Source organism: Mastigocladopsis repens PCC 10914, from assembly GCF_000315565.1.
GTDB lineage: Bacteria > Cyanobacteriota > Cyanobacteriia > Cyanobacteriales > Nostocaceae > Mastigocladopsis > Mastigocladopsis repens.
This window is the reverse complement of record NZ_JH992901.1, coordinates 3,200,693-3,218,289: the sequence shown is the minus strand read 5'-3', so window position 1 is coordinate 3,218,289 and position 17,597 is coordinate 3,200,693. Positions and strand designations below refer to the sequence as shown.

General features: G+C 46.4%; 11 protein-coding genes. 10 read left to right on the top strand and 1 reads right to left on the bottom strand.

The window, feature by feature from the left end; all coding sequences use genetic code 11:
• Positions 1-83: 83 nt before the first annotated feature.
• The 4 genes from MAS10914_RS0116425 (at position 84) to MAS10914_RS32875 (ending at position 6,046) form a co-directional block, all read left to right on the top strand.
• The gene (locus MAS10914_RS0116425) at positions 84-455 is read left to right on the top strand and encodes a translation initiation factor (protein WP_026082601.1); all 372 of its coding nucleotides are present in this window, start codon (positions 84-86) and stop codon (positions 453-455) included.
• A gap of 105 nt (positions 456-560) precedes the next feature.
• Positions 561-719 (top strand): YqaE/Pmp3 family membrane protein, encoded by a 159-nt coding sequence (locus MAS10914_RS32880; RefSeq protein ID WP_017317039.1) that lies wholly within the window; start codon positions 561-563, stop codon positions 717-719.
• A 112-nt stretch (positions 720-831) separates the two neighbouring features.
• Positions 832-1,701, top strand: coding sequence for a class I SAM-dependent methyltransferase (locus tag MAS10914_RS0116415; protein WP_017317038.1), 870 nt, complete (start codon positions 832-834; stop codon positions 1,699-1,701).
• A 382-nt stretch (positions 1,702-2,083) separates the two neighbouring features.
• Complete coding sequence (locus tag MAS10914_RS32875; RefSeq protein ID WP_017317036.1) at positions 2,084-6,046, top strand: PAS domain-containing protein; 3,963 nt, start codon at positions 2,084-2,086, stop codon at positions 6,044-6,046.
• On the opposite strand, the gene MAS10914_RS34300 is transcribed toward MAS10914_RS32875, so the two are convergent.
• Positions 6,043-6,279: a hypothetical protein gene (locus tag MAS10914_RS34300; protein WP_156818170.1), complete on the bottom strand. Its 237-nt coding sequence runs from the start codon at positions 6,277-6,279 to the stop codon at positions 6,043-6,045. The two genes, MAS10914_RS32875 and MAS10914_RS34300, sit on opposite strands and share 4 nt — an antisense overlap.
• Positions 6,280-6,680: 401 nt before the next feature.
• On the opposite strand from MAS10914_RS34300, the gene MAS10914_RS0116395 reads away from it, so the two are divergent.
• The 6 genes from MAS10914_RS0116395 to MAS10914_RS0116370 all read left to right on the top strand — a co-directional run bounded on the left by MAS10914_RS0116395 (position 6,681) and on the right by MAS10914_RS0116370 (position 17,563).
• On the top strand, positions 6,681-9,158 hold the full coding sequence (locus MAS10914_RS0116395; protein ID WP_017317034.1) for a DUF7925 domain-containing protein: 2,478 nt from the start codon (positions 6,681-6,683) through the stop codon (positions 9,156-9,158).
• Between the two features lie 161 nt (positions 9,159-9,319).
• Positions 9,320-9,892, top strand: a complete 573-nt coding sequence (locus MAS10914_RS0116390; protein ID WP_017317033.1) for a hypothetical protein — start codon at positions 9,320-9,322, stop codon at positions 9,890-9,892.
• 150 nt (positions 9,893-10,042) lie between these two features.
• Positions 10,043-11,578 (top strand): DUF11 domain-containing protein, encoded by a 1,536-nt coding sequence (locus MAS10914_RS0116385; protein ID WP_017317032.1) that lies wholly within the window; start codon positions 10,043-10,045, stop codon positions 11,576-11,578.
• Positions 11,575-15,174: a hypothetical protein gene (locus tag MAS10914_RS0116380; RefSeq protein ID WP_017317031.1), complete on the top strand. Its 3,600-nt coding sequence runs from the start codon at positions 11,575-11,577 to the stop codon at positions 15,172-15,174. The genes MAS10914_RS0116385 and MAS10914_RS0116380 overlap by 4 nt, the downstream gene beginning before the upstream one ends.
• 104 nt (positions 15,175-15,278) lie before the next feature.
• Entirely contained in the window at positions 15,279-16,871 is a 1,593-nt protein-coding gene (locus MAS10914_RS0116375; protein ID WP_017317030.1) for a right-handed parallel beta-helix repeat-containing protein, read from the top strand.
• A gap of 65 nt (positions 16,872-16,936) precedes the next feature.
• Positions 16,937-17,563: a transposase gene (locus MAS10914_RS0116370; RefSeq protein ID WP_026082599.1), complete on the top strand. Its 627-nt coding sequence runs from the start codon at positions 16,937-16,939 to the stop codon at positions 17,561-17,563.
• Positions 17,564-17,597: the final 34 nt, after the last annotated feature.

The following is a 17,597-nucleotide window of genomic DNA, read 5'->3' as shown; positions in this document are numbered from 1 at the left end:
ACGACCATAATTATATATAAAACTCTCTCTCCCTTTTATTCCCTACAATATCTGCATCTGTTGTGATTCGTTAAATTAAATTTATGTCTTCATCCAATCCAAAATCCTCCGAAAACCGTCTTGTTTACCGGGAATTTGGCAACGATAACTCCGCCGCCCTACAAAGACCAATGTCCGCCGCCCTACAAAGACCAATACAAGAACTACCCCCTCAACAGCAAAACCCGCGCGTGCAAGCTACCCGCGCCGGACGCAAGGGGAAAACCGTCACGGTCATTACTGGCTTTCAATCCAAACCAGAAACCTTACAAGCCTTGCTCAAGCAGTTAAAAACCCAGTGCGGGTCAGGAGGTACAGTTAAAGACAACGAAATTGAAATTCAAGGCGACCACAAGCAGAAAATTCTCGAGATTTTGATTAAGCTGGGTTACAAAGCTAAAATCAGTGGAGGTTAGGCAGTGCAGTTTACCGAACTCCGCAAACCTGCTGCTTTAGGGCATAAATGTTATGTTTAATAAGTACAAAAATCTTGCTCGTTTTGATATGTATAGGAGGGAGCAATGGATATAGTTCGGCTTATCTGTGCTATTTTTCTGCCGCCTCTAGGAGTGTTTTTGCAAGTCGGTATTGGTATAGACTTTTGGATTAATATACTTTTGACGCTTTTTGGTTATATTCCTGGAATTATACACGCAGTGTGGGTGATTGCTAGAAAATAAACATTAAGTTAATAAACTGAAACGAATTAAAGAACATTGATTTCTTCAATGTTCTTTAATTATGCAAAAATTTAATAGCATATGTTTCGCTCTCGACAGAGAGTGCCAGACTATGACAAGCACAGACTTGAGAAAGGAACTGCACCAAGAAAACCGTTTGTCTTGGAATGAAGCGACCAAGGGACATAATAGCCATAAGGGCAATCAGGCAAAGTTTTTTCAGGAAGGAGGAAGCACCCTCTTTCCAGAAGAAAAAGAACTTTTAGGAGATATTGCTGGCTTATCATTGGTTCATCTTCAGTGCAACGCTGGACAAGATACCTTGAGTTTAGTGCGACTGGGTGCTATTGTCACTGGTGTGGATATAAGTGATGAAGCGATCGCCTTTGCTCAAAAACTCTCACAAGAAGCTGGAATTCCAGCGTCCTTTTATCGTGCAGACGTGTTTGATTGGCTGGAAGAGACAGCAAAGCGAGGCGAGCAATTTGATATTGCTTTCTCGTCTTACGGTGCAGTTTGTTGGATATCTCATCTGAACTTCTGGGCAAAGAGAATTGCAAATGTTCTCAAACCTTGCGGACGGTTTGTTGTGGTAGATTTCCACCCTGTGGCTATGATGTTTGAGCGGGATTATAGCCACAAGTTTCCTTACTTTAGAGAAGGAAAACCCCTAACTTGGGAAGATGGTGTAGGGGATTACGTAGCCGAATCTAGTGGGGCGTTGGCTCCTTGGGGCTATGAAACGGGTATTGAGAATTTTCGCAATCCTTACCGTGTCCACGAGTTTCAATGGGGTATCGGTGATATCGTCACTGCGCTGTTACAAGCTGGACTCACTCTTGAAGTTTTGAAAGAGTACCCCTACTCCAATGGTTGTAAATTATTTGAGCGGATGCGTGAAGCCTCCGGACGCCGGATGTTTCCACCTGAGGATGTGCCGAATTTGCCCTTGATGTATGGAATGGTGGCTAGGAAGCCTTGAATAGAGGGTAAGCAGAGAAAGAAAGCAGTAACCGTGTTAAAATCACCCCGCAGTCTTGGCATAAACTTTAAGATATATCACCCTTAGTAAAGAATATAAGTTATATTCTTTACCAGAAGGTGTTCTAGTGGCGCAGGAAAATGCTCAAGGCTTCGCAGCCGACAACAGGCAAACTCATTCGAGTACACTAGTCTGAGATGGAATTAACCCAGGAGAGATTTGTTGCCAAGTGGGGGGTTAGTTTGCAACGACTTTGTTGGAAAACTGAGTTAGTAAAACCTTTTGTGCTACCAATAGCGAAGATTGTCAGCCTAGTAGTTAAGACGAAAGATTGCGAAAAACACCTTTTGCTCAAACACTTGCCCCACGAGGAGCGCGAACAGTGACCCAACAAGCAACTTCCCTTGAGGAAATATTTGCTGGTGACAGCGAAATGGCTGCGCTGATGCGGACGTTCAACTGGGCACAAACACCGCTAGGTCCAGTAGAATATTGGTCCGAGAGCTTACGACTGGCGGTGAAAATCCTGTTGGCTGCAAGAACCCCCATGCAGATACTTTGGGGATCAGAATATATACACTTCTACAACGATTCTTACCGCCCCATTCTCGGAGCCAAACATCCCAAAAGTCTGGGACAAAGAGGCTGTGAGTGTTGGCAAGAGGTTTGGGACTTTACTAGTCTGCACCTTGACCGGGTTAGAGCGACTGGCGAGGCGAGTTGGTCAGATGACCAACTCGTTCTGATTGATCGTAACGGCTATCTTGAAGAATGTTATTTTACCTTTTCGTACACCCCAGTGCGCGATGAATCGGGGGCAGTGGGTGGCATCTTTAACACCGTTAACGAGACGACCCAACGCGTCATAGGGGAGCGCCGTCACCGGATGCAAGGTGCTTTCGTCGCGGAAGTCACCAAAGCTAAAACAGCCGAAGAGATTTGTGCGATCGCCGCAGAAGTCTTAGCCAACAACCCCGCAGACATCCCCTTTGCGTTGCTCTATCTGCTTGATTCTCCTAAAGAGCAAGCCCGTTTAGTAGAGACAGTTCGCTTGGAAGGCGATACATTAGCAAGTTCTCGGTTCCTTGACTTGACAGAGGAAGACCATGACTTGATGTTATCACGAGTGGCGCTCACAGGGAAACCTGAACTTGTGAAACTAAACACACGGTTTCGCGTTCGGACGAGCGAACCTTGGGGAAAACCCCCCCACTCGGCACTGGTCATCCCAATTGCTGCACCAGGTCTAGAGCGTCCGGCTGGATTTCTGGTTGCAGGTATTAACCCCTGTCGTCCCCTTGATGAGGATTACCGCAGCTTCCTAGAAATGATGACTAGTCATATTGCCATCGCAGTTGCTAATGTCCGCGCCTATGAAGCAGGCAAACAAGCTGAAGCTATTGCAGGGCTTGAGAAAGCAAAGACTGCCTTCTTGGGTGTACTTTCTGCAAGATCTGGAGAAGAATTGCGTGTAAAAGGGCTACAATCTGGGGCAGATGATAACCTCATCAAGCCATTTTCTACCCGCGAAGAGGTTGCCAGGATTGATACTAACCTGAAGCTATCTAAATTGTCTGAGGAAATGGCACACGAGCAAGAGTTGTGTGTTGAGGCAGAAACAGCATATGTAGAGATTAGTGATATTCTTGAGAGCATCAGTGATGCTTTTGTTGCCTTTGATCAGCAGTGGCGCTACACTTATATCAACCAAGAAGCAGCACGGCTTTTGCAAAAAACGCGGGAAGAGTTGCTGGATCAGCAAATCTGGGACGTTTTTCCGGATGTAGTAGGTACCACGTTTGAACGAGAATTTCGGCGAGCTGTTGCCGAGCAAGTGACAGTTGATTTTGAAGAATTTTACCAACCTTACAATATATCGATAGAAGTCCGTGCCTATCCCTCTGATAAGGGACTTGCTGTTTATTTTCGTGATATTACCCAACGCAAAATTGCACAAGAAGCCCTGCGACAGTCGGAAGAACGGTTTGCCAAACTCGCAGAGAATGTGCCAGGAGTGATTTATCAGTACCGTCGCAACCCAGATGATACAGATAAGTTTACCTACATTAGTTCAAGTTGGCTAAACGTTTTTGAAATAGAGCCACATCTTGTTCAGCACAATTCCTCACTGGCGTGGCAAAGTGTTCATCCAGACGACCTAGCTGCCTTTAGAGATTCTATCAACGTTCATGCCTATACAGGGGAACGCTGGCAACACGAGTTCCGCATTGTGACTCCCTCTGGGAAGATAAAATGGATACAAGGAATCGCAAGAGCGCAACAGCAACCGGATGGAGCCGTGCTTTGGGACGGTATCTTACAGGATATTAGCGAACGCAAATTTGCCGAGGAGGCACTGCAGCAAAGCGAAGCTAAATTCCGTCGCACCTTCGAGTGTAACATGGTGGCAATGGGCATCTGGACGCGAGCGGGCACCATCCTTGATGCTAATGATGCTCTGCTCAACCTCATTGGCTACAATAGACAAGAACTGGAAGCAGGAGTGATCAATTGGCGTCAGATGACTCCACCGCAATCAATCCATGTTGATGAGCGCGCCTTGGCTGAGATTCAAGACAAAGGCATTGTCACGCCTTTCGAGAAAGAGTATATCCATAAGGATGGTCGGCATATTCCAGTTCTCATCGGCGGTGCATTATTCTTAGATAATTCAGAAACTGGAGTTTTCTTCGCCATTGACCTAACCGAACGCAAGCGTGCAGAAGAAGCACTACGTCAGAGTGAAACCCTGCTCAATGCTTTACTTGCTAGCGCACCTATCGGTATCGCTTTTTTAGACCGGGATCTGCGCTACATTCATGTCAATGAAGCGCTAGCAGGAATTAATGGTTTGCCGTTGAGTGAACATTTGGGTCGCACTCTTGGGGAAGTTCTGCCCCAATGGGCACCCGAAATTGCACCTATTCTTGAGCAAGTGATGCAAACTAAAGAACCTCTGTTGAATCAGGAGATCAGTGGAGAAACCAATCCACCAGGGGTCTATCGCCATAGCCTAGTTAACTATTATCCTGTTTGTTTGCCTGATAGTCAAGTATTAGGGGTTGGCGTCACTGCAATTGATGTGACTGAACTCAAGCGGACACAAGCTCAAGCGCAACAACTGTTGGAAAGAGAGCAAGCTGCACGAGCCGAAGCGGAATCTGCTAACCGCATTAAAGATGAGTTTTTGGCGGTGCTTTCTCATGAATTGCGATCGCCTCTCAACCCTATACTCGGTTGGGCACAAATGCTGCGGACGCGCAAGTATGATGAAAAAGCCACGAACCGTGCCTTAGAAACTATTGAGCGAAATGCCAAGTTACAAGCGCAACTGATTGAAGACTTGTTAGATGTTTCTCGGATTTTGCGTGGCAAACTGGTTTTGAATGACTTCCCAGTCAATTTGGTTGCGACAATTGAAGCCGCAATCGAAACGGTTCGTTTGGCAGCAGAAGCAAAAACAATTCAAATTCAAACGATCCTGAACACTGATGTAGGAGTGGTATTAGGAGATACTAATCGCTTACAACAAGTCGTTTGGAATCTGCTCTCAAACGCTGTCAAATTCACACCCAAGGGGGGACGAGTGGAAATCCGCTTAGAGCGAGTTGGGTGTTTTGCTCAAATTCAAATCAGGGATACTGGAAAAGGGATTAATCCAGAGTTTCTGCCTTATGTATTCGAGTACTTCCGGCAAGAAAACAGCAGCACAACCCGTCAGTTTGGCGGACTAGGGCTGGGACTGGCAATTGTACGCTATTTGACAGAAATGCATGGTGGCTCTGTGGGAGTAGAAAGTGCAGGAGAAGGACAGGGGGCGACATTTACAGTCAGGCTACCAGTCACTGATAGTTCACAGTTGCAAGTCCTGAATCCTGAGTTAAATTCTGACCATACACTTACCATTCAAGACGCCGTACTCTCTGGTATGCGTGTCTTAATTGTAGATGATGAAGCAGATATCCGACAATTACTTGCCTTCATTTTAGAAGAGTCTGGAGCCGAAGTCACGATTGCGGGATCAGCTGCTGAAGCACTGGTAGCTTTTGAGCAGTCAGTACCAGATGTTCTGCTTTCTGATATTGGCATGCCAGATGTGGATGGTTATATGTTGATGCGTCAAATTAGGGCTTTGTCACCAGAACGTGGAGGACAGACACTGGCGATCGCTCTGACAGCCTACGCAGGAGAGTATAATCAGCAGCAAGCACTCGCCGCCGGCTTTCAAATGCATATTTCCAAACCTGTAGAGCCTGATGAGTTGATTAAGGCGATCGCCCCTTTGAGGCGGGCGCAAAGCGCCATCGCCCAAAGGGCTGTGCGCTGCACACAATCACCAGCTTAGTCGGCAAATAAATTCAACTGTTGAGAGAAATCTTTTTCTAAAACTACTTTTGTTTGCAGTTGTCCCCCCTTTTGGCGATAGGAATAAGGGGTTGCAGGAAACGCCACGATGCATTGACTACTGCTACAGTTTTTACTATGGCTCTTATACACTGTTAATGTTGTTGTACTGATACTGACAGGTGATTCAGTTTGGCAGCCTTCTTTCCATAAATCAATGCACGGGGCAAGCATCCTTTTATTATTCTGACTACTGAGTCCTGAGTTCTGAGTTCTTTATTTGGTCACAAAATCTGCGATAGGCTAGCGTCCAAAACAACCATGTAGTAAGAGTTTCAGCCTTAATCCTGTTTTTTGCTCAATGACTCCTCATACCGTAATACGCATCTGCCAAAAGTATACTTTCTAAAAGTTCATTATTTATACGGAAGATTTTTGCTAGAATCAAAAGTTACATTTTTCTTGCGATCAATGAGTTGCAAGGCAAAAAACAAGTAGGTGTATCTACCAGATACAAATACTCAAAATCTTGAATTTTTCCATTGAAGCGACTTGGCAATTCTCAAAGTCATTGCTGAAGTAAATCCTGCGCGCAAACGCAGGAAAATGGTTTATTTTACTACTCACTTCTAATCATGTCACAGCACAATAAATTTGTCAAAAAGCCATCGAAGCTTTACCGCTCTTTGGTTACAGCAGCATTAATAGCTAATGGAATTTTCCAATTTGTCGCGCCCGTATTAGCTCAAACAGCTGCGAATCAAGAAATTAGCAACACGGCAACAGCAACTTACCAAGACCCTGACGGCAACACAATCAACGCCACTTCAAACACTGTTACCGTTACCGTGGCAGAGGTCGCTGGTATTGAAGTGACAGCTAGGGCAATTACCGATACTAACGGAGGTAAAGTCCAAACAGGCGATACGCTCTACTACGAATATACAGTCAAAAACGTCGGTAACGACCCCACCAAGTTTCACATTCCTGCTGCAAGCAGTGTGGGTGTCACCGGTCCTGGTACAGTTACCCAACTAGAGTACAGCACTGACAACGGTGCAACTTGGATTGCTATTAACGATGCCGACACAACTCCAATTGCCGCCAACGCTTCCATCGAGGTGCGTGCTACCGTTACAGTCAACCAAGGTGCTACACTCAACGACGTCATTAGAGTTACCCTTGGTGACACAGGCGCAAGCGCAAATACTCAGAACCAACCACGGACTGACAACGCTGGTGACGTTTACACTGTAGATGCTGAGGGCACTCCTGGTGATGTCGTTGGTGCCCCAGTTAACGGTACGCGTGAGGCTAGTGCCTTCCTACAAGCCACTGTAGAGGGGTCGTCATACGCATTGGCTACAGTTCTTAAGAAGCAGAGTACCAATGGCTATGACAATAGTGGTACTGCAAGAATAAATGACGATAAATTGAGCTATGATTTGAGCCTTAGAGTAGAGCTAAATGACCCAACAGGAAATAACATTACCACAGCACCACTGGTAGGTACGACAATCAAGGGCTTCACAGAACCTCGTATCTTAGTTTCTGATGCTATTCCTAAAGACACGGAACTGGCGGCTATACCGACTGGTTTACCAGCGGGGTGGCAAGCAGTTTACACCACTGACCCCGTTAGCATAAATGCCAATGATGCTACCTGGCAACCACTCACAGCAGCGACTAACCTAGCTACAGTCACCCGCGTCGGTTTCGTCAACGATCCAGCCACAGTCACTTCTGTTGCTCCTGGCACAACAGTAACCGGATTCTCTATACAAGTCAAAGTTAAATCAACTGTCACTGCATCAACCTTTACGTTTGACAACATTGCTCAGTTATTTGGTCAAACCCTCGGGGGCACAACCCTAGTCTACGACGAATCTGGTGATAGCAGACCCAGTAACTTCAACGATGATGGCACGATTCCTCCAGGCTCTACAGATACCAACGGTGATAAGATTCCTGACTCGCCTGCAACCATAGATGACGGCTATATCAACGATCCTGGTACGTTAGCCGCTGGTGATATTGATGGTAACAATGACAACACTGGAACTGGTCCTGGTGGTGAGGTGAACCAGTTCCAAATTTCTGCTACCGTGTCGTTAATAATTGGTCCCAATGCCGCTCCACAAGCTGTTGGTCCGACTGACATTAACAATGACTTCACTAACAAAGCTGTCCTAGTACCATCTGACAAGTCTGCACCAGGAAGCACTTATGACCCTGCGGCTGTCACCTTCAAAAACACAGTACAAAATACTGGTAATCTAGCGACAGACATCTCCTTAGTTCCAACTGCACCGACAACTGCTGCTGATCTACCTGCAAATACGTTAGTAACCATTACTTATAATGGTGTTACTAAAGCTTATCTATGGACAGGGACTGAATTCAGGTATGACGCAGATGGCAATGCTGCTACCGCTGACCAATCTGCCATTGATGCCACCTCTAAGTACATCACCGTTCCGAGCGTACCAGCGGGCAGTACTATTACATACGACGTGAAGGTAGATCTCCCAGATGGGACTGCACTCTCCACCGATTCCACCGATCCTGAAAAGGGCTACCCAGTTCCTCTGACTGCTTTCATCGATGATGCAACTCCTGGTTTAGGTACAGAACTTGCCAAGAATACCACCATTGACCGGATTTACACAGGCTACTTGAAGATGGTGAAAGAGTCGCAAGTCTTGAAAGGAACTGGTCCAGATGTGCAAGGAACCGATGGCACTTTTAGCACCACTGCGAAGAAGGCTGCACCTGGAAACATTATTGAGTACCGAATTACTTATACGAACGTTTCTGAAGCCCCTGGTACTGGAACTGGAAACGTGACTTTAAATGCCAGAAATATCGTGATTACTGAAGATGGCACAGTTGGCAGCAATAACTGGGCGAAGGATACCAATAACGACGGCAAGCTGGATACCAGCAACGTACCGACTACAGCTAAAGATTCTGGCGCCGCAACCATCAGATTCTTTAATGGAACAGCAACTGCTGGAGATGACGCAACTGTCACTAAGTATGAGGATGCTGTGACAGGCGAAGTTGCGCCTGGTGAGAATAGGACATTTGGATTCCAACGCCAGGTGAACTAGTCGTTCACAACCCCTCAATGAAAAAAATTCTTCCTACTCACTCCCCCACAAATGGGGGAGTAGGAGGGGGTAACAGTAGGGTGCGTTATGAAGATTGCGCTAACGCACTAATCAAGAAAACAACTATTGCAAAGTTCTGAAAGTTTGAAGAGGTTATTGAGATGAAACGTTTGACTATTGCAAGTTTAGGAGCACTCGCATTCTTAACCGCAGTGTCATTAACCGGTACAATACCAGGAGTGACATCTACTGCAGATATGGGTTCTGCGTTCGCGCAAAATATCCAACGTCAAGGACAAGTGCAGTTGCGTCTGGATGCCGAAAAGCAAGTTGTGCAAAAGGATTCACAAGGTAAGGAAAAGGTTAACTGGGAATCTTTGCAAGGTAAAGCCATGGTGCAACGAGGAGATACGCTGCGTTACGTCGTGAGTGGTATCAATAATGGCGATCGCCCAGTCAAGAATTTCACTATTAATCAACCTATTCCTAAAGGAATGGTGTACAAGCTGAAATCTGCAAGAGTGAATCCCAACTCACAAGCAAAGATTACCTACAGCATTGATGGTGGACGCAACTTTGTAGAAAATCCCACCATTCAAGTGACCCTACCTAACGGCAAAGTAGAAACTAAGCCTGCACCAGCCATGGCTTACACCAATATCCGTTGGAATTTTGGCACGTCTGTCCCCGCGAAGACCACAGTCAAGGGGACTTATGAGGTGCAGGTACGCTGATTTAGTTAGCAGGGGAAAAAGGGGAAGCAGGAGAGTAGGGGAGTAGGGAAGGAGGGAAACTTCTCCCTCATCCTCCTCATCTCCCCTATCTCCCTTATCTCCCTCATCTCCCCACTGCCCACTCTCCATTTTGAGGAGAAATTTTAAGTGATGCGTCCGCAAACAAAACAGCAGATTACTTCTGGCAGTATGTGGTTGCAAAGGTTAACGGCAACAACTGTTTTAGTCGTAAGTGTCTTGCATAGTTCCATTCCTATTAAAGCACAACAAGTAGATAACAACGTTGCGCGTCTAGCGCTCTCAAACCAAGCTAGTTATACTTATACAGATTCTGCTAGTAATTATACATTTCAAGGAACTACTACTCAGATTGCACTTGATCCTAACCCATTAATTGACCCGTTTGGGCGAATTTTAGGCTGCGGTGGACAAGCTTTATCTGACTATACAGGTTTTTCTGTCGGTTTGTACGAATCTAACCCCAATGATCCCACAGGGACTGAATTGGGTCAATTGGTTCCCCTGACTCGGACAGAAGTGCCTGATAATCCTAACAACGACATTCCGCTTGGAAAAGCGCCAAATATTGAAAATCTTAACCCCTACTCCATTAGTAATAACACTCCTGGTCAATATAGTTTCCTCTTCGATGAAAACAAAGGTCAAACCGATGTAGGTAGAATTTACATTCTTGTCATCAATCCACCAGCAAATACCATCTACCAGCAGCGGCGCGTCAAAATTGAAATCGTTGGCAACACTGACAGTAATAATACCAAAATCATCAGCTATGTTGCTACTTCCTTGGATAATGAGCCAATTACTAGCTCTGGCGGAACCAGGGTCAATGAATCATCTGTCTTGGTTCCCAATGCTGAAACAGTAGGACTAGATTTTTCTGCTTTTAATTTTACCACAAATCTTTGCCAAACCAATCAGGCGCAGATTGTCAAAACGGGCGATCGCGCTACTGCTGAACCAGGAGATACGGTCATTTACCGCCTCTCGGTGAAGAATTTGGGTGATGCCGATATGAACAATGTGGTTATCACCGACAACTTACCTTTGGGATTCAACTTCTTATCTAAACAGACACAGGGAGAGATTGACGGTCAGCGCGTCACTATAACTTCGGAACGCAATGGCTCCACGGTAACATTCAGAACAGACAAAACTATCCCACAGGGGAAAGTACTGAATATTGCCTACGCTACCCAACTGACGACCGACTCTATACGGGGTTCCGGTCGCAACAGTGCGATCGTTAATGCAGAACGAGTTGACAACCGTTTTCGTATCAAGGATGGTCCAGCAACTCACCAGTTGAAAATTCGAGCAGGAATTACATCTGACTGCGGCACTATTATCGGTCGCGTGTTTGTCGATAAGAACTTTGATGGTGAACAGCAGCCTGGTGAAGCAGGAATTCCTAATGCAGTGATTTTCATGGAAGATGGGAACCGCATCACCACAGACCCCAATGGTTTGTTCTCCGTTGCCAATGTTTTGCCTGGAAACCACACGGGTGTTTTAGACCTTAGCAGTCTCCCTGGTTACACCTTAGCTCCCAATGTTAAATTCCGCGAACGTAATAGCCAATCTCGCCTTGTACGTTTAGAGCCTGGTGGGATGGTACGCATGAACTTCGCAGTCACCCCCACCTTCCAGGAGCAAGTCAAGAAATGAAACGCAGACTGCGCCATGCAATTACTCTTAACTTTAGCTTGCTGGGGGCTTTGGCATTCACTATCAGCTTGGTTGTGTACCCAGCCATAGCCAAAGCCGAAACCCCCAACAACTTACAGACTCCTGCAACTATGGTTGAACAAGGAGCCGGGGGAGAAGGGGGAGAAATTACTCCCTCCACTCCCTCATCTTCCAATCCCCCCGTCTCCCAAACCCCAGCCTCAACAGCAGTCAAAATCCTGACACCAACAGCTGACAGTGTTTTGGATTCGGCTGCTACCACAGTAATTCTGCAATTTCCCGTCGGGAGTCAGGTGGAACTGCGGGTGAATGGCTCGTTGGTAGACCGCTCCTTAATTGGACGCACGGAAAGCGACAGCAAAACCAACATAGTAACGCAGACATGGTACGGTGTCTCCTTAAAAGAAGGAGAAAACACTATCTCTGCACAGGCGGTAGGTGCAACAGAACCGCCCGTGACAATGCGGGTAGTGGTCGGGGGAGCGCCAAAGCAACTCAGACTGGAAACGGTTGAGGCTCGTGTTCCTGCTGATGGACGTTCCACAGCGACAATTCGGGGTCAATTTGTCGATGAGAAGGGCAACCGCTCTAACCGAGATGCCATTATCACCCTGACATCCACAGCAGGTGAGTTTGTCGGGACAGACTTCAAACCCGATGAACCAGGATTTCAAGTGCAGGCGAAGGCAGGGCAATTCACCGCAAGTCTGCGGTCAGATTTGAAAGCGCAAACCGCGCGAATTCGAGCAACGGCTAATAATTTAGAAGCCTTTACCCAACTACAATTTCAAACGGCGCTGCGTCCTAGTCTCGTTACCGGTGTTGTGGATCTGCGCTTGGGTGCTAGAGGTACCGATTATTACGGCAAGTTACGTGATTTCCTGCCCGCAGATAAAGACAACGGTACGCAATTAGATTTAGACGCGGCGGTCTTTGCTACCGGGGCGATTGGCGAGTGGTTGTTTACAGGCGCTTTCAATAGCGATCGCCCCCTGAACGAAGACTGCGACTGTGATAATCGCCTATTTAGAACTTACCAATCCAGTGAGCAAAATTATCCCGTCTACGGCGATAGCTCCAAAACCGAGGTTGTTGCTCCTTCGATTGACAGCTTATATCTGCGTTTAGAGCGCTCATCTCGTATTAGAGGAGCTGCCCCCGATTATGCCATGTGGGGCGACTACAACACCGAGGAATTTGCTCGTTCGTCCCAGCAGTTTACCGCTATCACCCGCCAACTCCACGGTTTTAAAGCAAATTACAACCTGGGTAATTTACAAATTACGGGTTTCTACGGTAATAACGTCGAAGGTTTTCAACGGGATACGCTTGCCCCCGATGGGACGAGCGGCTATTACTTCCTTTCTCAAAGGTTACTAGTTGCTGGTAGTGAAAATGTTTTCCTTGAGTTAGAAGAACTCAATCGTCCCGGTACAGTTCTGGAACGTAAACAGCTTAACCGAGATTCAGACTACGAAATTGATTATGATCGCGGCACCTTATTATTCCGTGAGCCTATCCTACGCACAGATATTGGTCAAAATGGAGAAGTTTTAGTCCGTCGCATCGTTGTCAGCTACCAATACGATAGCAAAGACTCTGACAGCAATATTTATGCAGGTCGCCTGCAATACAACTTATCTCGCACAGGTAACCGCGAAAGTTGGATAGGAGCGACTTTCTTACAAGAAAACCAGGGGGTGCGTGATTTTCAACTGTATGGCGCAGATGCAATGATTGCTCTGGGTTCCAAGGGCAAATTTATTGCTGAATATGCCCATTCCACGAACGACTCGGAACTCATGACAAATGTCACCGGGGACGCCTACCGCTTAGAAGCTGAGGGAGAGATTGTCAAAGGTATCCAAGGTCGTGCTTATTATCGCTTTGCTGATACTGACTTTGCTAATAACGCCACTATCAGCTTTGTACCCGGTCAAACTCGCTATGGCGCACAGCTTACAGCTAAACTTAGCAATACCACGAATGTGAAGGTGCAATACGACCACGAAGACAACTTCGGCACCGCTTCCCAACCTCTAGATACCTTTGAAGAACTGTTTTCACCCACTTCCACAGCGACTCCTGGTAGCAAAGTTGATAATTCACTAACGACGATTACTGCGGGGATTCAACAACGCTTCGGCAAAGCTTCTGTGGATGTGGATTGGATTCATCGTGATCGGGAAGACCGGATATCGACAACTGACTCAAGTAGCAATTCCGATCAGCTGCGATCGCGCTTCACATACCCCATACTAAAAAACCTCACGTTTCAAGCACAAAATGAATTAACTTTGTCTTCTGATGTTGATAGCGTCTATCCAGACCGTACTGTCCTCGGGCTAAATTGGGGTGTCATGCCTGGTGTCAATATCAGTCTTGCCCAACAGTTCTATACTCGTGGTCAGTATGATGGTAACTCCATCACCAGCCTCAGTATTAATGGCGAACACAAACTTGGCAGAGATACCACCATCACGGGACGTTACTCAATTTTAGGTGGTGCTAACGAAATCACTACCCAAGGAGCGATTGGACTGAATAACCGCTGGACTATTGCCCCTGGGTTGCGCCTGAATTTAGCTTACGAACATGTGTTTGGGGACTTCAATGGGCAAACTGCGACGGGTCAGCTCTATGCTCAATCCGTTGCCGTTGGTCAAACTGGCTACTCCCTTGGTGTTAACAGTGGCGATAGCTACAGTGTGGGACTGGAATACACTGATAATCCCAATTTCCAAGCAAGTGCCCGCTACGAGTATCGCAGCTCCTCTAGTGGGTCTAACACGGTCATCTCAGCTGCTGCTACGGGTAAGATTTCTCCTGCTCTGACAGCCTTGATTCGCTACCAACAAGCTGGTTCTTCCAATCAGAAGCTGTCAGGTCTGGGAGATACTGCCAGCCTCAAATTAGGTTTAGCCTACCGCGACCCCAACGAGGATAAGTTTAACGCCTTATTGCGTTATGAATATCGCAAAAATCCGTCAACGACTCCTGACACTATCCTGTTAGGCAGCGGTACGGGTTCTGAAGACCATACCTTTGCCTTAGAAGCTATTTACGCTCCTAACTGGCAATGGGAATTCTATGGCAAGTATGCATTGCGTAACAGTACCTCTTACTTAGCTAACGATTTAGTTGGCACCAGTATGATAAATCTGGCACAACTCCGGGCTACCTATCGCTTGGGATACAGCATGGATTTGGTAGGTGAGGCGCGCTGGATTGGTGAATCTGACCACAGCGAGACAGGTTTTTTGATTGAAACGGGTTACTACCTCACTCCTAACCTGCGGCTTGCTGCTGGATACGTCTTTGGTGATGTCGATGATCGGGATTTTTCTGGCACACGTTCCGCAGGCGGACCATATGTGGGGTTAACGCTCAAGCTCAATGAATTGTTTGATGGCTTTGGACTGCAAAAGGTTGCCCCACGCCAGCAGCAGGAATCTACGGTGCAAGCTGTCGTGAATAGACTTAAGAACGCGAACCAACAACAGGAATCTGCTGTGACAAGTGTCGTTAATAAACTCAGGAGCGCGAAGGCGGGGACGCACAGGAGTAAGATATGAAGAAATTGATGAGGTCTTATACTAAGTTGCATTCAAAAACCTCACCCCGCCCTCCGGGCACCCCTCTCCTTAGCAAGGAGAGGGGCGGGGGTGAGGTGATACCTATGAACGCAACTCTGTATTACAAAATTGGTCTGGCTGTTGTCTTATTAATTTTAATACTGCCAAAAGAGGCTATTAGTCAGCCCCCACTCCTCCCCTCTCCCACTCCCCTCCTCTCCCTACGGGTGGTGGTTAACAGTAACCAGGATGGGGCGGTGCAAGCTGATGATGTGGTGACATTGCGGGAAGCGATCGCCATTGTCAATGGTACTTTGCCAGTGCAACAACTAAGCGCATCTGAAAAAACTCAAGTAACACCCCTCAATGCTAACAATGCATCGCGGATTGAGTTTAATCTGCCACAAAAGCAAACCACCATCCGCCTTGTGGATGTCCTACCACCCCTCGCGACTCCTGGATTAGTCATTGATGGTAGCACTCAACCGGGCTATGACGCTAGTAAATCGGCTACTCCAATTGTAGCAATTACCCCTGCTACAGACAAGGAAGTTTTCCGTGGTTTTACGGTAGCGACCGATAAAATTACGATTCGTGGTTTGAGTATCTACGGTTTTACCTCCCGTCATGGTGCTACGGCAAGTACACCGCCTGCGGATATTTTTATCGGCTTTGCACCCTATGAGAATCGCATGGGCGCGAGCAAGATGTCCACCCCACGTATCAGTCAACCACCCCAAAATGTGGTTATTGAAAATAATTGGTTAGGCATTCCACCTAATGCAAGTATGCCGTCAATCACTTCGGCATTTGGAGTGTCTGTTTTCAACGGTGTGAACACTACTATTCGGCGTAACCGCATTGCCAATCACGATGGGAGCGGCATTATTACTGCTGTTCGCGCAGAGAATTTGCAAATTATACAAAATATTATTCAGCGTAATGGTTTTGCTGGGATGCCCGATGCTATTAGGTTGGAGGGTATAATTAGCAACGCCCAAGTGACAGCAAATCTGATTCAAGATAACGCTGGCAGTGCCGTGTATCTTTTTAAGCCAGAAGGTTTAGTAAAAATTCACAGAAACAATATTAACCGAAATGGTCGGCAATTGCAACGAGCAGCGATTTACCTGATGGGTAATAACCATGAAGTACTCAATAACAAAATCACTGAACAATCTGGACCTGGGATTGTAGTAGCAGCTTATCCTCAGAGCAAAGGCAATCGCATTCAAAACAATCAATTTGCAAAGTTACAAGGACTCAGTATTGATTTAGTCGCTCAACAAAATGTTGGTGTTAAAGACTACCAACAAGGCGATGGGGCAAACCCAATTACCGATAGTTATCAGCGTCGCCGCAAGACAGGCAATTTTGGTATTGATGCGCCACGTTTTTTAAGTCCAGAGTTCTTTATAGACCAAAAGAAGGCAACCGTCACTTTCGATGGCGTTGCCACTCCTGGTTCTGTAGTGCAAATTTATCGTGTACGTGAAGATACTGATACTCAAGGACCGCTTAATGAAGTCATTACCACTGTAAATGTTGATAAAACTGGTAGGTTCTCCTTCACTTTGGGCAACCTAAAAGCTGGAGAACGCTTGAGCGCGATCGCCATTCATCCCCAGTATGGAACCTCTGAACCTGCTATGAACGCAGTGATACGTTCAATTGATGGAAATAGCACAGCCAATTAATGTAGAGACGCGCCATGGCGCGTCTCTACAACGAGGTTGTTAATCATAAATTTGGGATTGTAACTATGACACAACCAAAATTTAAGGGCAAATACCGAATTGAATCAACCCGTTTACCAAATCGGAATTATGCTGCTAATGGCTGGTACTTCGTCACCATTTGTACCTGCGATCGCATCTGTTTCTTAGGCGATGTGAATGCAGGTCAAGTGCAGCTATCAACAATTGGAGAAATTACCCAACAATTTTGGACAGACATTCCCAACCATTTTGATGACACCTACATAGATGCATATGTCATCATGCCCAATCATGTACACGGCATTATTGTTATTGATCGCGCCACTAATATTGCCATTGACCACCTACGCGATGTAGAGACGCGCCATCCCATTGATGTAGAGACGCGCCATGGCGCGTCTCTACAACGAGGATGCACCGAACCAACGGATGAATATAACAAATTTGCACCATTAAAACGGGGTTCATTATCGGTAATTATTAATGCCTACAAATCTTCTGTAACCCGCTGGTGTCACAAAAATGGTCATGACCATTTTGGTTGGCAAACCAGATTTTATGACCACATTATTCGCGCCGATGGTTCTTTAGATCAAATTCGAGAATATATTTTCCACAACCCAGCCAAATGGGAATTAGACAAAAACAATCCCGCAAATCTATGGATGTGATATCACCCACGTTGTAGAGACGCGCCATGGCGCG